12 protein-coding genes are annotated in these 14,050 nt (G+C 71.7%); 5 read left to right on the top strand and 7 right to left on the bottom strand.

Going from position 1 to position 14,050, the window contains the following annotated elements; translation table 11 throughout:
• Window positions 1–79: 79 nt before the first annotated feature.
• The 3 genes from OHA84_RS11210 to OHA84_RS11200 all read right to left on the bottom strand — a co-directional run bounded on the left by OHA84_RS11210 (window position 80) and on the right by OHA84_RS11200 (window position 2,998).
• Window positions 80–874, bottom strand: coding sequence for a DsbA family protein (locus OHA84_RS11210; protein ID WP_053682223.1), 795 nt, complete (start codon window positions 872–874; stop codon window positions 80–82).
• A gap of 46 nt (window positions 875–920) precedes the next feature.
• Window positions 921–1,610 carry a hypothetical protein gene (locus OHA84_RS11205; protein ID WP_053682222.1) on the bottom strand — a complete coding sequence of 230 codons (690 nt, stop codon included), beginning with the start codon at window positions 1,608–1,610 and terminating at the stop codon, window positions 921–923.
• Window positions 1,611–1,672: 62 nt separating this feature from the next.
• On the bottom strand, window positions 1,673–2,998 hold the full coding sequence (locus OHA84_RS11200; protein WP_053682221.1) for a DUF2252 domain-containing protein: 1,326 nt from the start codon (window positions 2,996–2,998) through the stop codon (window positions 1,673–1,675).
• Window positions 2,999–3,167: 169 nt separating this feature from the next.
• Between OHA84_RS11200 and dnaE the strand changes: the two genes are divergently transcribed.
• On the top strand, window positions 3,168–6,710 hold the full coding sequence (gene dnaE / locus OHA84_RS11195) for a DNA polymerase III subunit alpha (protein ID WP_053682220.1): 3,543 nt from the start codon (window positions 3,168–3,170) through the stop codon (window positions 6,708–6,710).
• 200 nt (window positions 6,711–6,910) lie between these two features.
• On the opposite strand, the gene OHA84_RS11190 is transcribed toward dnaE, so the two are convergent.
• Entirely contained in the window at window positions 6,911–7,081 is a 171-nt protein-coding gene (locus OHA84_RS11190; protein ID WP_199826626.1) for a hypothetical protein, read from the bottom strand.
• 220 nt (window positions 7,082–7,301) lie between these two features.
• On the opposite strand from OHA84_RS11190, the gene OHA84_RS11185 reads away from it, so the two are divergent.
• From OHA84_RS11185 to OHA84_RS11170, 4 genes are read left to right on the top strand one after another with little or no spacing between them, the layout of a single operon-like run.
• Window positions 7,302–8,585, top strand: coding sequence for an NYN domain-containing protein (locus OHA84_RS11185; RefSeq protein ID WP_266971940.1), 1,284 nt, complete (start codon window positions 7,302–7,304; stop codon window positions 8,583–8,585).
• Window positions 8,586–8,613: 28 nt separating this feature from the next.
• Window positions 8,614–9,654, top strand: a complete 1,041-nt coding sequence (locus tag OHA84_RS11180; protein ID WP_078999410.1) for an ABC transporter ATP-binding protein — start codon at window positions 8,614–8,616, stop codon at window positions 9,652–9,654.
• Complete coding sequence (locus OHA84_RS11175) at window positions 9,630–10,421, top strand: ABC transporter permease (RefSeq protein WP_371591586.1); 792 nt, start codon at window positions 9,630–9,632, stop codon at window positions 10,419–10,421. The genes OHA84_RS11180 and OHA84_RS11175 overlap by 25 nt, the downstream gene beginning before the upstream one ends.
• A gap of 34 nt (window positions 10,422–10,455) precedes the next feature.
• On the top strand, window positions 10,456–11,112 hold the full coding sequence (locus OHA84_RS11170) for a hypothetical protein (RefSeq protein ID WP_266971942.1): 657 nt from the start codon (window positions 10,456–10,458) through the stop codon (window positions 11,110–11,112).
• A 41-nt stretch (window positions 11,113–11,153) separates the two neighbouring features.
• On the opposite strand, the gene ybaK is transcribed toward OHA84_RS11170, so the two are convergent.
• The 3 genes from ybaK to OHA84_RS11155 are packed head-to-tail and all read right to left on the bottom strand — an operon-like array spanning window position 11,154 to window position 14,015.
• On the bottom strand, window positions 11,154–11,645 hold the full coding sequence (gene ybaK / locus OHA84_RS11165; RefSeq protein ID WP_053682216.1) for a Cys-tRNA(Pro) deacylase: 492 nt from the start codon (window positions 11,643–11,645) through the stop codon (window positions 11,154–11,156).
• Window positions 11,645–12,382 carry an LON peptidase substrate-binding domain-containing protein gene (locus OHA84_RS11160; protein ID WP_266947052.1) on the bottom strand — a complete coding sequence of 246 codons (738 nt, stop codon included), beginning with the start codon at window positions 12,380–12,382 and terminating at the stop codon, window positions 11,645–11,647. Before OHA84_RS11160 ends, ybaK begins: the two co-directional genes overlap by 1 nt.
• 34 nt (window positions 12,383–12,416) lie before the next feature.
• Entirely contained in the window at window positions 12,417–14,015 is a 1,599-nt protein-coding gene (locus tag OHA84_RS11155) for an oxidoreductase (RefSeq protein WP_266971945.1), read from the bottom strand.
• Window positions 14,016–14,050: the final 35 nt, after the last annotated feature.

Raw genomic sequence — 14,050 nt, 5'->3', positions numbered from 1 at the left:
CATGGAAAGGCAACGGGCGGACGAACTCCAGGAGTTCGTCCGCCCGTTCTCGTCCGCCCGTTGCCGGGACCGGGGAGGGTCAGCCCGCGAGAGCCTTCTCGATCGCCGCGGTGTACGCCTCCGCCGTCGAGGGGGTCTCGATCTTCTTGCCGTCCATCATCAGCGTCGGCGTGCCCTTCACCTCGGACTTGTTGAAGACCTTCGACATCTCCAGCGCCCACCGGTCATAGGTGCCGTCCTCGACGGCCTTCTTGAACTCGGCGTTGCCCTTGAGCGCCGGGACCGTGTCCGCGACCTTGATCAGGTAGTCGTCCTTGGCGAAGCTGTCGACGGTCTCCTCGGGGTGCAGGTCCTTGGAGTAGAGCGCCCCCTTGTACGCGAGGAAGGCGTCCGGGCTGACGTTCAGCGCCGCGCCCAGCGCGCTCAGCGCGTTCTTCGAACCCTCGCCCTGGGCGGCGTTGTCGATGAAGGTCGCGCCGAAGTAGCGGAGCTTGAACTTGCCCGCGTCCACGTCCTTCTTGATCTGCTCGCCGCTGGTCTGCTCGAAGGCGGCGCACGCCGGGCAGCGCGAGTCCTCGTACAGGTCCAGGGTCTTCTTCGCCTCGGGCTTGCCGATGACGACCGTGGTGCCGTTGTCGCCCGAGGTGTTCTTGGGCTTGACCAGCTCCGCCGAGGCCGCCTTCTCCCAGTGGTCGGGCTGGTTGGCCTGCACGACCGCGTAGCCGACACCGCCGGCCAGGGCCAACGTGGCCACCACCGCGCCGGCGACGATCAGCTGCCGGCGCGCCTTGTCCTTCTTGGCCTGCTTCTCGCGCTCGACGCGCAGTCGATCGCGGGCCGCCGCCTTGTTCGCCTGGCTGTTGCGTGAACTCATCGTGATCTCCGTGGGGTGTGGAAGAGGGGGGATTGCCGTACGCGTGTCAGACGCTCGCGAGCGTCCCGCGCACGGGCGGTCCCCGCCGCCCCACGGAATGTGCCGGGAACCGGGTACGGGCACCCGAGCCCGGCCCGGGCGGGCATGCCCGCCGGCGTGCCGGACCGGCGACCGCCGCGACGGAGGTCACCGCCAACAGCAGCGGACGGAAGGCGAAGGCGGCCACGGCCCGCAGCAGCCGGCCCAGCGCCCGTTCGCCGTACCGCAGCCACGCGGCGGCCAGCATCCCGACCGCGACGTGCCCGCCCAGCAGCAGCCAGGGCGTCCAGGGCCCCGCCGCCGCGGACAGCGCTCCCGCGTCGGTCACGGAGCCGGGCACGCCGGCCAGCTGCCCGCCGACCGGGGTGCCCCCGCACAGTTCGTCCAGGCCCAGCGCCCGCAGCGGACCGGCGACCGGGCCGCCCGCGGGGCCGTAACAGAGGTGCTGCCCGGCGGTGAAGACGGTGTCGGCCGCCAGCTCCAGCGGCACCAGCAACCCGGCGATCGGGCCGAAGCCGCGCTCCCGGCCGGCCAGCGCGAACGCCAGGGCGAACACCCCCGCGAAGGAGCCGACCACCAGTGCGGGCGGCAACGGCACCCGGGACATGAGGACGTGCGAGCCCGCGGAGAGCAGCACGACGAACGCGCTGAACAGCGCGGCTCGCAGCCCCCGGAGTCCTGCCCCTGATATGTCCATCGCCGCGAGTCTTTCACGACTCCCTGTGAATCGGAGGCCCCGGGTTCCCGACGGCCCGCCCGCTACGACGTGATCCGGCCGTTGCGGAACAGGTCGACGAAGATCTGGTGGTCGGCGCGCGCCCGGGCCCCGTAGGCGTGGGCGAAGTCGACCAGCAGCTCCGGGAAGCCGACCTCGTCGGCGGCGATGGCCGCGTCGATGGCCCGCTCCGTGGAGAAGGGCACCAGGGACTGGCCGCTCTCCGCCGCGTCCGCCGCCGCGTGCATCGTCGCCGTGGCCCGACCCAGGTCGGCGACCACCGCCGCGATCTCCTCGGGGTCGTCCAGGTCCGACCAGTCCAGGTCCACCGCGTACGGGGAGACCTCCGCCACCAGCTGCCCGGAGCCGTCCAGCTCCGTCCAACCCAGCCACGGGTCGGCGTGCGCCTGGAGGGCCCGCTGCGAGATCACCGTGCGGTGTCCCTCGTGCTGGAAGTAGTCCCGCACCGACCGCTCGGTGATGTGCCGGGACACCGCCGGGGTCTGCGCCTGCTTGAGGTAGATCACGACGTCGTTCTCCAGGGCGTCGCTGTGCCCCTCCAGCAGGATGTTGTACGAGGGCAGGCCGGCCGAGCCGATCCCGACGCCCCGCCGCCCCACCACGTCCTTGACCCGGTAGGAGTCCGGGCGCACCAGGGACTCCTCCGGCAGGGTCTCCAGGTACCCGTCGAAGGCGGCCAGCACCTTGTACCGGGTGGCCGCGTCCAGCTCGATGGTGCCGGGGCCCGCCGTGAAGCGGCGCTCGTAGTCCCGGATCTCCGTCATCGAGTCGAGGAGCGAGAAGCGGGTCCGCGCGCGGGCGGCGCGCAGGGCGGCCAGCAGCGGGCCGTCGGCGGTGTCCAGGGTGAAGGAGGGGACCTCCTCGTGCTTGGCGCCGGTGGCCAGGGCGTGGATCCGCTCCCGGTAGGCGGCCGCGTAGATCCGCACGAGCCCGCTGATCTGCTCGTCGCTGAGCGCCTTGGTGTAGCCGATCAGGGCGACGGAGGCGGCGAAGCGCTTCAGGTCCCAGGTGAACGGGCCGACGTAGGCCTCGTCGAAGTCGTTGACGTTGAAGACGAGGCGGCCGTTGGAGTCCATGTACGTGCCGAAGTTCTCGGCGTGCAGATCGCCGTGGATCCACACCCGGCCGGTCCGCTCGTCCAGGTACGGGCCGCCGTGCCGGTCGCGCTCCAGGTCGGCGTAGAAGAGGCAGGCCGTCCCCCGGTAGAAGGCGAACGCGGACGCCGCCATCTTGCGGAACTTCACCTGGAAGGCAGCGGGGTCGGCGGCGAGGAGCTCACCGAAGGCGGTGTCGAACACATCGAGTATCTGCTCGGCGCGCTGCTCGTTCGTCGTCTCGGGAACCGCCATGGCGGGTGCCTCCTGGTGGCGCTGGATCGATCGCGTGCGGAAGGTGTGGAATCGGACACCGTCCCTGGGTCTGCAACGGATGACCGTACCCGTCGGTGCCCGTTTTCTGTCACTCGGGAGACGTAGACTTCGAGGCTGCCCCCCTCACTCCCGCCCGGAGGACTCCACCGTGACCAAGGCGCCGTTCACGCACCTGCACGTCCACACCCAGTATTCGCTGCTGGACGGTGCCGCGCGGCTGAAGGACATGTTCAACGCGTGCAACGAGATGGGCATGTCGCACATCGCCATGTCCGATCACGGCAACCTGCACGGCGCCTATGACTTCTTCCACACCGCGAAGAAGGCCGGGGTCACCCCGATCATCGGCATCGAGGCGTACGTCGCGCCGGAGTCCCGCCGCAACAAGCGCAGGATCCAGTGGGGGCAACCGCACCAGAAGCGCGACGACGTGTCCGGTTCGGGTGGATACACGCACAAGACGATCTGGGCGGCGAACGCGACCGGCCTGAACAACCTCTTCCGGCTGTCCTCCGACGCGTACGCCGAGGGCTGGCTCACGAAGTGGCCCCGGATGGACAAGGAGACCATCTCCAAGTGGTCCGAGGGGCTGATCGCCTCCACGGGCTGCCCCTCCGGCGAGCTCCAGACCCGACTGCGCCTCGGCCAGTTCGACGAGGCCCTCAAGGCCGCCTCCGAGTACCAGGACATCTTCGGCAAGGAGCGGTACTTCCTGGAGCTGATGGACCACGGCATCGAGATCGAGCGCCGGGTCCGCGACGGACTGCTGGAGATCGGCAAGAAGCTCGGCATCCCGCCGCTGGTCACGAACGACTCGCACTACACCTACGCCGCCGAGGCGACCGCCCACGACGCCCTGCTCTGCATCCAGACCGGCAAGAACCTCTCCGACCCGGACCGCTTCCGCTTCGACGGCACCGGCTACTACCTGAAGTCCACGGAGGAGATGTACGCCATCGACTCCTCGGACGCCTGGCAGGAAGGCTGCGCCAACACCCGGCTGGTCGCGGAGCAGGTCGACACCGAGGGCATGTTCCAGTTCCGGAACCTGATGCCGAAGTTCGACATCCCGGACGGCTACACCGAGGTCACCTGGTTCCGCGAGGAGACCATGCGCGGCATGGACCGCCGCTACCCGGGAGGCATTCCGGACGACCGGATGAAGCAGGCCGAGTACGAGATGGACACGATCATCTCGATGGGCTTCCCCGGCTACTTCCTCGTGGTCGCCGACTTCATCATGTGGGCCAAGAACCAGGGCATCGCGGTCGGCCCCGGACGAGGCTCCGCGGCCGGCTCGATCGTCGCGTACGCCATGGGCATCACCGACCTCGACCCGCTCACCCACGGTCTGATCTTCGAGCGCTTCCTGAACCCCGAGCGCGTCTCCATGCCCGATGTCGACATCGACTTCGACGAGCGCAGGCGCGTCGAAGTGATCAGGTACGTCACCGAGAAGTACGGCGCCGACAAGGTCGCCATGATCGGTACCTACGGCACCATCAAGGCCAAGAACGCGATCAAGGACTCCGCCCGCGTCCTCGGCTACCCGTACGCCATGGGCGACCGGCTCACCAAGGCCATGCCCGCCGACGTCCTCGGCAAGGGCATCCCGCTCTCCGGCATCCTCGACCCGACGCACCCGCGCTACGGCGAGGCCGGCGAGATCCGCGGGATGTACGAGAACGAGCCCGACGTGAAGAAGGTCATCGACACCGCCCGCGGTGTGGAGGGCCTGGTCCGGCAGATGGGCGTGCACGCCGCCGGCGTGATCATGTCCAGCGAGACGATCACCGACCACGTGCCCGTCTGGGTGCGGCACACCGACGGCGTCACCATCACCCAGTGGGACTACCCGAGCTGCGAGTCGCTCGGCCTGCTGAAGATGGACTTCCTCGGCCTGCGCAACCTCACGATCATGGACGACGCCGTCAAGATGGTGAAGGCCAACAAGGGGATCGACATCGATCTCCTCGGCCTCCCGCTCGACGACCCCAAGACCTTCGAACTGCTCGGCCGCGGTGACACCCTCGGCGTCTTCCAGTTCGACGGCGGCCCCATGCGCTCCCTGCTGCGCCTGATGAAGCCCGACAACTTCGAGGACATCTCCGCCGTCTCGGCCCTGTACCGGCCGGGCCCGATGGGCATGAACTCGCACACGAACTACGCCCTGCGCAAGAACAAGCAGCAGGAGATCACCCCGATCCACCCGGACCTGGAGAAGCCCCTCGAAGAGGTGCTGGCGGTCACCTACGGCCTGATCGTGTACCAGGAGCAGGTGCAGAAGGCCGCGCAGATCATCGCCGGCTACTCGCTCGGCGAGGCCGACATCCTGCGCCGCGTGATGGGCAAGAAGAAGCCCGAGGAGCTGGCGAAGAACTTCACCATCTTCCAGGAGGGCGCCCGCAAGAACGGGTACAACGACAAGGCGATCCAGGCCCTGTGGGACGTCCTGGTCCCCTTCGCCGGCTACGCCTTCAACAAGGCGCACTCGGCCGCGTACGGACTGGTCTCCTACTGGACCGCCTACCTCAAGGCGAACTTCCCCGCCGAGTACATGGCGGGCCTGCTCACCTCGGTCAAGGACGACAAGGACAAGTCCGCGATCTACCTGAACGAGTGCCGGCGCATGGGCATCAAGGTGCTCCCGCCGAACGTGAACGAGTCCGAGCCGAACTTCGCCGCCCAGGGCGACGACGTGATCCTCTTCGGCCTCACCGCCGTCCGCAACGTCGGCAACAACGTCGTCGACTCGATCATCAAGACGAGGAAGGCCAAGGGGAAGTACTCGACCTTCCCCGACTTCCTGGACAAGGTCGAGGCCGTCGTCTGCAACAAGCGGACCGTCGAGTCGCTGATCAAGGCCGGCGCCTTCGACGAGATGGGCCACACGCGCAAGGGCCTGGTCGCCCACCACGAACCGATGATCGACAACGTGGTCGCGGTGAAGCGCAAGGAGGCCGAGGGACAGTTCGACCTCTTCGGCGGCATGGGCGACGAGGGCGCGAGCGACGAGCCGGGCTTCGGACTCGACGTCGAGTTCTCCGACGTGGAGTGGGAGAAGTCCTACCTGCTCGCCCAGGAACGCGAGATGCTCGGCCTCTACGTCTCCGACCACCCGCTCTTCGGCCTGGAACACGTCCTCTCCGACAAGACGGACGCGGGCATCTCCCAGCTCACCGGCGGCGAGCACTCCGACGGCGCGGTCGTCACCATCGGCGGCATCATCTCGGGCCTCCAGCGCAAGATGACCAAGCAGGGCAACGCCTGGGCCATCGCCACCGTCGAGGACCTCGCCGGCTCCATCGAGTGCATGTTCTTCCCGGCCACCTACCAGCTCGTCTCCACCCAGCTGGTCGAGGACACGGTCGTCTTCGTCAAGGGCCGCCTCGACAAGCGCGAGGACGTCCCGCGGCTCGTGGCGATGGAGATGATGGTCCCCGACCTCTCCTCGGCCGGCACCAACGCGCCCGTCGTCCTCACCATCCCGACGGTCAAGGTGACCCCGCCGATGGTGACCCGTCTGGGCGAGATCCTGCGCCACCACCACGGCAACACCGAGGTGCGGATCAAGCTCCAGGGGCCGCGCACCACGACCGTGCTCCGCCTCGACAAGCACCGCGTCAAGCCCGACCCGGCGCTGTTCGGCGACCTCAAGGTGCTGCTCGGCCCGTCCTGCCTGGCCGGCTAGTCGCTGCCGACGGCGGCACGCCACGTACGAGACGCCGCGGCGGCACGCCGCGCACGAGAACGATGCCGCGCACGAGAACGATGCCGCGCACGAGAACGAGGAAGGGCGCGCCCGGGGAAACCGGGCGCGCCCTTCGTCCTGTCCGGCCGACGCGACGCGGGTCGTGGCGGTCGTCGGTCGGGTCGGTGGTGTCGGTGGTGTCAGTTGTGGCCGAACTTCTTTTCCTTGCGCTTGCCGGCCATGTGCATCGGACTCGGCGCGGACGACGGCGAGGGCTCGGGCGTGGATTCCATCGAGCTCTTGCCCGGATCCTGCGCCGACGAGCGGTCCTGGGGCTTGGCGGGCTGCTGGCGGTTCTTGTTCTTGGCCATGGGAAGCCTCCGTGGGGGGTGTAGGGGCCAGGGCCGCCTTCACACTCACACAGCACCACAAAGCGCGCATTTTGGATCATTACTGCGCGTAGTCGGTGCCCCGTCTTCCGGTCGCCGGGAGATACGCCACGCCGATGATCGAGTTCCGGCCGTCAACGTCCTTGCGGTCGGGCAGACTCGGGGAATATCCAGAGGACCCCCACGGAAGAGGGTGGAACGCGTGGACCGCTGCGTCGTCCTGGTGGACGCCGGCTATCTGCTGGGCGCCGCCGCGAGCCTTCTCGCAGGGGAGCCCTCCCGCTCCCGCATCACCGTCGACCACGCCGCCCTCATCCAGGGCCTGCGCGAACGCGCGGAGGCGGACACCGAACAACCCCTGCTGCGGATCTACTGGTTCGACGGCGCGCCCGACCGGGTGCCCCAGCCCGAACACCGCAGGCTGCGCGTGATGCCCCGGGTCACCGTACGGCTCGGTGCGCTGACCCGCAGCGACGGCCGCTGGGCCCAGAAGGGCGTGGACGCGGCCATGCACGCCGAGCTCACCGAGCTGGCCCGCAACCGCGCCTGTTCCGACGTGGTCCTGGTGACCGGCGACGGCGATCTGCTGCCCGGCCTGATGTCCGCCAAGGAACACGGGGTCGCCGTCCACCTGTGGGCCGTCCAGGCCGCCGACGGGGACTACAACCAGTCCGAGGACCTCGTCGCCGAGGCCGACGAACGCCGGGTCCTGGACCGCGCCTGGATCACCCGCGCCGTCCGCGCCAAGGACCTCGCCGGCCTGTGCTCCCCGGCCCCCGCGCCACGCCCGGAGATCGCCGCGATCCTCTCCGCGCCGCTGCCCGAGGCGGCCCTGGCCGAGGCCGCCCGCAACGGCGCCTCCACCACCCCGGCGGACACCGCCGAGCGCGGCGCGCCCGTACCGCCCGTCACCGAGGGCGCCCGGCCCGTTCCCACGCCCAAGGACCTGGCCGCCCTGCGCGCCCCCGGGGCCGCCGCCCCCGCCACCCACAACGGCCAGTCGGCCGCCCCCGCCGGCAGCGCCCTGCGCTGGTCCTCCGACAAGGGCTGGGTCGACCGGGCGGGACCGCTCGGGGAACCCGCCGAGACCGCCTCGCTGCCCACCCTCGCCCAACTCACCTCCGCCGAGCAGCGCTGGGCCGACCGCGAGGAGGACATCACCACCGTCGGCGGCGACCCCTTCGAGGTCGGCCAGGTCTTCGCCCGACGCTGGATGGAACGGCTCCCCGAGAGCGTCCACCTCCAGAAACTGGCCACCATGTACCCCCGGATCCCGCACCGCATCGACGGTGAGCTGCTGCGTTACGCCGCCCGCTTCGGACTCCTCGCGCACAAGGACGACCAGATCGACGAGCACGACCGCTACGCCATCCGGGCCGGCTTCTGGCGGGAGATCGACGTCCGGGCGGCCGCCGAACACGTGGCCGGTCCGCCCCCTGCGGTGCCCGCGCCGCCGGGGTCGCCGACGCCCCCGGCGGCCGAGTGAGGGCGGAAGCCGCGTAGGCTGCTCCCTCGTGAGTACGGGCACAGCATCAGCGAGGCAGGGCACGGCAGCAGCCGCGGAAGCGGCCTCCGACGTGGTTTGCGCGGTGCGTGACCTGGTCAAGACGTATCCCGCCGTACGCGGCCGGCGCGGCGCGCCCGCCCTGCCCGAGACCCGCGCCACCGACGGGATCTCCCTGGACGTGGGGCGCGGCGAGATCTTCGGCCTCCTCGGGCCGAACGGCGCCGGCAAGTCCACGCTCGTCCGCCAGCTGACCGGCCTCATGAGGCCCGACGGGGGCTCCGTCACCCTGCTCGGCCACGACCTCGTACGCCACCCCGAGCGCGCCTCCCGCCTGCTCGCCTACCTCGGGCAGGAATCCACCGCCCTGGACGAGCTCACGGTGTCCCTGGCCGCCGAGACCACGGGACGGCTGCGCGGGCTCGACGCGCGGGCCGCACGGGCCGCGCGCGACGAGGTCCTGGAGGAACTCGGTCTGACCGGGATCGCCGGCCGGCCCCTGAAGAAACTCTCCGGCGGACAACGCCGGCTGGCCTGCTTCGCCGCCGCCCTCGTCGGTGAACGGGCCGTCCTGGTCCTCGACGAACCCACCACCGGCATGGACCCGGTCGCCCGACGGGCCGTATGGGCCGCCGTGGACCGGCGCCGCGCCCAGTGCGGCGCCACCGTCCTGCTCGTCACCCACAACGTCATAGAGGCCGAGACCGTGCTGGACCGGGTCGCCGTCATCGACCAGGGCAAGGTCATCGCCTGCGACACCCCGGCCGGACTGAAGGCCAAGGTCTCCGGCGAGGTCAGGCTGGAACTGGTGTGGCGGACCACCGCCCCGCTGGAGGTGCCGGAGGTCGCGGCGCTGGCCCCGCGGGCCGTCGAGTCGGGACGGCGGTGGGTGCTGAGGCTGGGCCCCGACGAGGCGCGCGCCGCGGTCGCCGCCGTGACCGGCAGCCCCGCCTTCGCCGCGCTCGACGACTTCACTCTGGCCACGCCGAGCCTGGAAGACGTCTACCTGGCCCTGGGCGGGCGCGTATCGAAGGGGCTGGTCAAGTCGTGAGTGCCGCCGCTGTCGGAGTGCTGGCTCCCCGAGCCCGCTTCTTCCCGGCGCTGGCCGCCGTGTACCGGGCGCAGTTGTCCCGGGCGCGCGTGGCGCGGATCCCGCTGCTGTTCGTGGCCACCTTCCAGTCCGTCGGGATCATGATCCTGATGCGGGGCGTGGTCGACGGGGGCTCCGAGGCCCGCGCCGTCGTCGCCGGCTCGTCCGTCCTGGTCGTCGCCTTCGTCGCGCTGAACCTGCTCGCGCAGTACTTCGGGCAGCTCCGGGCCAGTGGCGGGCTCGACCACTACGCGACCCTGCCGGTGCCGCCCGCGTCCGTCGTCCTCGGCGCGGCCGCCGCCTACGCCTCTTTCACCCTGCCGGGGACCCTGGTCACCGCCCTCTTCGGCTGCCTGCTGTTCGGACTGCCCATGAGCGGGCTGTGGATCCTGGCCGCCGTGGTGCCGCTCGCCGGCGCCGCGCTGGCCGGACTCGGCGCCGCGCTCGGTCTGCTGGCCCCCCGGCAGGAACTGGCCACGCTGGCCGGACAGCTCGGCATGTCGGCCGCGCTGCTGCTGGGCGTCCTGCCGCCCGAGCGGATGCCCGAGATCGTCGTCTGGGCGCGGGACCTGCTGCCGTCCACGTACGGCGTCGAGGCCTTCGCCCGCACCTTCGAGCCGCACCCCGACTGGGCGGCGGTCCTCCTCGACCTCGGGGTGTGCGCGGTGGTCGGCGCGCTGTCCCTCGCCGTCGCCACCTGGGCGTACCGCCGCGCGGCGGTCCGCTGAGGCCGGTGCCCGCCGCACCTGGCACGATGTGGGGGTGACCGAAGCCGTGACCCCGCCGCCGTCCCCGTTCGACCCGCCGGCGCTCCCGCCCGAGAAGCCGCGCGACGCCGCCGGGGGAATCACCCCCGCCGATGTCCGAGACGGGGCCGGCGTCGCCCTGGTGGTGGCGGTGGCGGGCGTCCTGCTCGGGCTGTTGTGGGTCTGGCTCGCGCCCAGGGTCCAGTACGTCTCCAACGGGGAGGCCGTCTTCCTGCGGGACACCGAGAGCGAGGCCCGGGTCGGGTCCGACGCCACTTTCCTGCTGCTCTCCGCCGGATTCGGGCTGCTGAGCGGGGTGGGAACCTTCCTGTGGCGGCGCCGGGGCGGCGTACCGCTCGTCGTCGGGCTCGCGGTGGGGTCCTGCTTCGCCGCGCTGGTGGGATGGCGCCTGGGCCTGTGGCTCGGCCCCACGTCCGACCTGGCGGTGGCCGCGCTGAAGGCCGGCAAGGGCGTGCCCTTCGACGCGCCGCTCCAGTTGCTGGCCCACGGGGTGCTGCTGGCGTGGCCGATGGTCGCGGTGGCCGCCCACCTGGGGCTGACGGCCGCGTTCACGCCGAAGGACCCCGAGCCGGACATCGAGTGGTACGGCGCGACCTACCCGCCCGCGCACGCCCACGCCAACGACCCGTCGCCCGAGCCGCCCCGCCCCTGAACACACCGACGGCCCGACCCCGAAGGGTCGGGCCGAACGGGCTACGGGCGCGAGATGGGGGCCAGCACGGCCCCCAGGAGCTCCGTCAGCGTCGCCGCCGGGAGTTCGACCTCCAGGCCGCGACGGCCCGCCGAGACGCAGATCGTGGGATGGGCGGTCGCCGAGGCGTCCAGCACCGTACGCAGCCGCTTGCGCTGACCCAGCGGCGAGATGCCGCCCAGGACGTAGCCCGTGGTGCGTTCCGCCAGGGCCGGATCGGCCATCGAGGCCCGCTTGGCGCCCACGGCCACCGCCAGGGCCTTCAGGTCCAGCGACCCCGACACCGGGACCACCGCCACCGTCAGCACCCCGTCCACGTCCGTGACGAGCGTCTTGAACACCTGCGTGGGGGACACCCCCATCGCCTCCGCGGCCTCCTGGCCGTACGAAGGGTGCGCGGGGTCGTGCTCGTAGGAGTGCACCGTGAACTCCGCCGCCGCCGCGGTGAGGGCCGCTATGGCCGGGGTCGCCGCCCCGGACTTCTTCCTCGCCATCAGTTCGGGCTCGTCGGCGCGCGCGTCAGGTCCACCGCGGGCAGCGACGGCAGATGGCGGATCACGGCCGTCTCGGCGCGCAGCAGCTTCAGCTCCTCGGCGAGCCGGGTCGCCGTGTCCGGCGCCTGGAGCAGCCGCTGCTTCGCCGGGATGTCGAGCACCGCCGCCGCGGCGACCAGGTACGAGACCACCGACGGCTCGTCCGGCAGCTCGGCGCCCGTCAGCGACCGCTCACGGGCCCCCGCCAGCCGCTTCTGGTAGTTCCGGAACGCCCGCAGCACGCCCTCGGCCAGCGCTCCCGCGCCCTCGCCCGAGTCCTCGGGGAGTTCCTCCAGCTCCGCGACCAGGAACGGCCCCGACGCGTCGACCGACAGCAGGCGGACCCGGGAGGTCCCGGTGGCCAGCACCTCGAAACTGCCGTCCTCCCGCTCCCGGATCGTCGCGGCGTCCGCGACGCAACCCACCCGGTGGAACGCCTGGATCGGGTCCGCGCCGAAACCGGCCGTCGGGCCCCGCTCGGGCAGCGCCGTCGGATCGGGCAGGCCGGGCGCGGTCGGCGCGACCTCCCGGCCGTCGCGGATCGCGACGACCGCGAAGCGTCGCGGCTCGTCCTCGCTCGTCTTCAGCAGCTCGCGCATCATGGCGCGATAGCGCTCCTCGAAGATGTTCAGCGGCAACACGAGGCCCGGGAACAGCACCGAGTTCAGCGGGAAGAGTGGCAGGCGAACGGTGGTCACGAGGCACAGGGTAGTGGCCGCGGGGCCGCAGCGGTCACCCCCGCCGCAGCAGCCGGGACGCGCCCGCCGCCACCGTCGTGGCCAGGATCCACCCCAGTACGACCAGGGCCGCCGCCCCCCACTGCCAACCACCCCGCAGATCCCACTGCCCCTCCTGCCCGAAATCGACGACCGGGAGCAGCAGATCGAGCGCGTACAGGGCGGCGTTCCAGTGCGGATGCTCGTCCGCCTTGATCGCGGGCGGGTCGAGCCGGGAGAACAGCAGCGAGCCCGCCGCCCACAGCACCGCCATCCACAGCGCCGCCCGGCCCGGCCGGTAGCCGTACACCACCGTCCAGTCCTGGAGGTACCCCCAGGCCTTCGCCGCGGGCGGCAGCGTGGCCCGGCGACGGCGCTGCTTGGCCAACAGCACCATCCGGGCGTCCGCGTCCTCGCCGCTCGCCCGCAGGACCGCCGCGAGCCGCTCGTACGGCTCCGGCGAGTAGTCGGGCGTGGCGGCCTCCACCCAGGCCAGCCGGCGGGCCAGCGGGAAGTGACCCCGGGGCGCGAGCAACTCGTACGAGCAGCCCTCCATCGACAGCCGACCCGGGCCCGGCCAGCTGGTCGACATGTCGACCAGCTTGACCACCTTGGCCCCGGACAGCACCACCTTTCCCCGCTCCGGCTGCTCGCCGACGAACCGCAGCTCCGGCGTCTGGATCCGCCGCAGGGAGAGCTCCTGTTCCGCCGACAGGAGGAACCGGGCCCCGTAGAAGTCGATCGCGTCGCCGAACCGCCCGTCGTCCAGCCGCATCCCTCCCTCGCACTCGAAGGCCCGCGCCCGCCGACCGCCGAGCGGGGTCTCGCCCAGCCCGTACGGGGGCGTGTGGGTCCCGGAATCACCGGGGGAGTGGTCCAGGGCGACCGAGGTCAGGTACAGGGTCCGCTCCACGGTGAGCTGCGGGGCGTTCAGCGCGCGCCGCCCCGACGGGTTGCGCAGCCGGGCCCCGCGCAGGCTCATCGACACGCCGACCTTCGCGCCGCGCAGACTGACCTCCCCGTACGCCTCCAGCATCTCGCCCTGGAAGTCCTGCGCCACCGCCATCCCGTCGGCGGCGATGGCCCGACCCTTGCTGTCGCGCTGCACCACCGCCTGGCTGATCAACAGGTCGGTGCCGATCTGCGCGTCGGTCAGCCGTATGCCCCGCGCCACGCGGCACCGCGGCAGGTGCAGATCGCCCTCGGTGTGCAGCCGAGCCGCCTCCAGCCGCGGGATCGCGCAGTTGACCAGGCGCAACGTGCCGAACCGGGCCTCGGACAGCTGGATCTCGCTGTCGAAGCGGCAGGACTGGAACTCCACGTACGGCTCGACGGTGCCCCCGGACAGGTCGAGCCGCCCGCTGATCCGCACCCCGCGCAGCTTCAACGAGGCGACCCGGCCCGGTACCGGCGGCGGGCCGTGGAGCAGCAGCAGGGCGACCGTCCCGGCCCGGACGGTGCGCTCCGGACCCCAGGCCCGGTCGGAATGCGGGTCGTCCCGGCCGGCGGCGCGCGCACTGAGGTCGCAGACACCGCCCGTCCGGTACGCCTGCCACATCCGCAGCTCGGCGGCGGTCGCGTCGGCGGGCTCCCCGCCCGCGCGCGCCTCGGCCATGGCGGTCCCCCTCCGCTCGTCCGTCACACCCAGGG

This window comes from Streptomyces sp. NBC_00513, from assembly GCF_041431415.1.
GTDB lineage: Bacteria > Actinomycetota > Actinomycetes > Streptomycetales > Streptomycetaceae > Streptomyces.
Note: the sequence above shows the minus strand (reverse complement) of the source record. Positions and strands in the feature narration are given on the sequence as shown.

Excerpts from the sequence above, each read along its gene's own strand:
- OHA84_RS11210 (WP_053682223.1), bottom strand. The coding sequence starts at position 874 with ATGAGTTCACGCAACAGCCAGGCGAACAAGGCGGCGGCCCGCGATCGA.
- OHA84_RS11205 (WP_053682222.1), bottom strand. The coding sequence starts at position 1,610 with ATGGACATATCAGGGGCAGGACTCCGGGGGCTGCGAGCCGCGCTGTTC.
- OHA84_RS11200 (WP_053682221.1), bottom strand. The coding sequence starts at position 2,998 with ATGGCGGTTCCCGAGACGACGAACGAGCAGCGCGCCGAGCAGATACTC.
- OHA84_RS11190 (WP_199826626.1), bottom strand. The coding sequence starts at position 7,081 with ATGGCCAAGAACAAGAACCGCCAGCAGCCCGCCAAGCCCCAGGACCGC.
- ybaK (WP_053682216.1), bottom strand. The coding sequence starts at position 11,645 with ATGGCGAGGAAGAAGTCCGGGGCGGCGACCCCGGCCATAGCGGCCCTC.
- OHA84_RS11155 (WP_266971945.1), bottom strand. The coding sequence starts at position 14,015 with ATGGCCGAGGCGCGCGCGGGCGGGGAGCCCGCCGACGCGACCGCCGCC.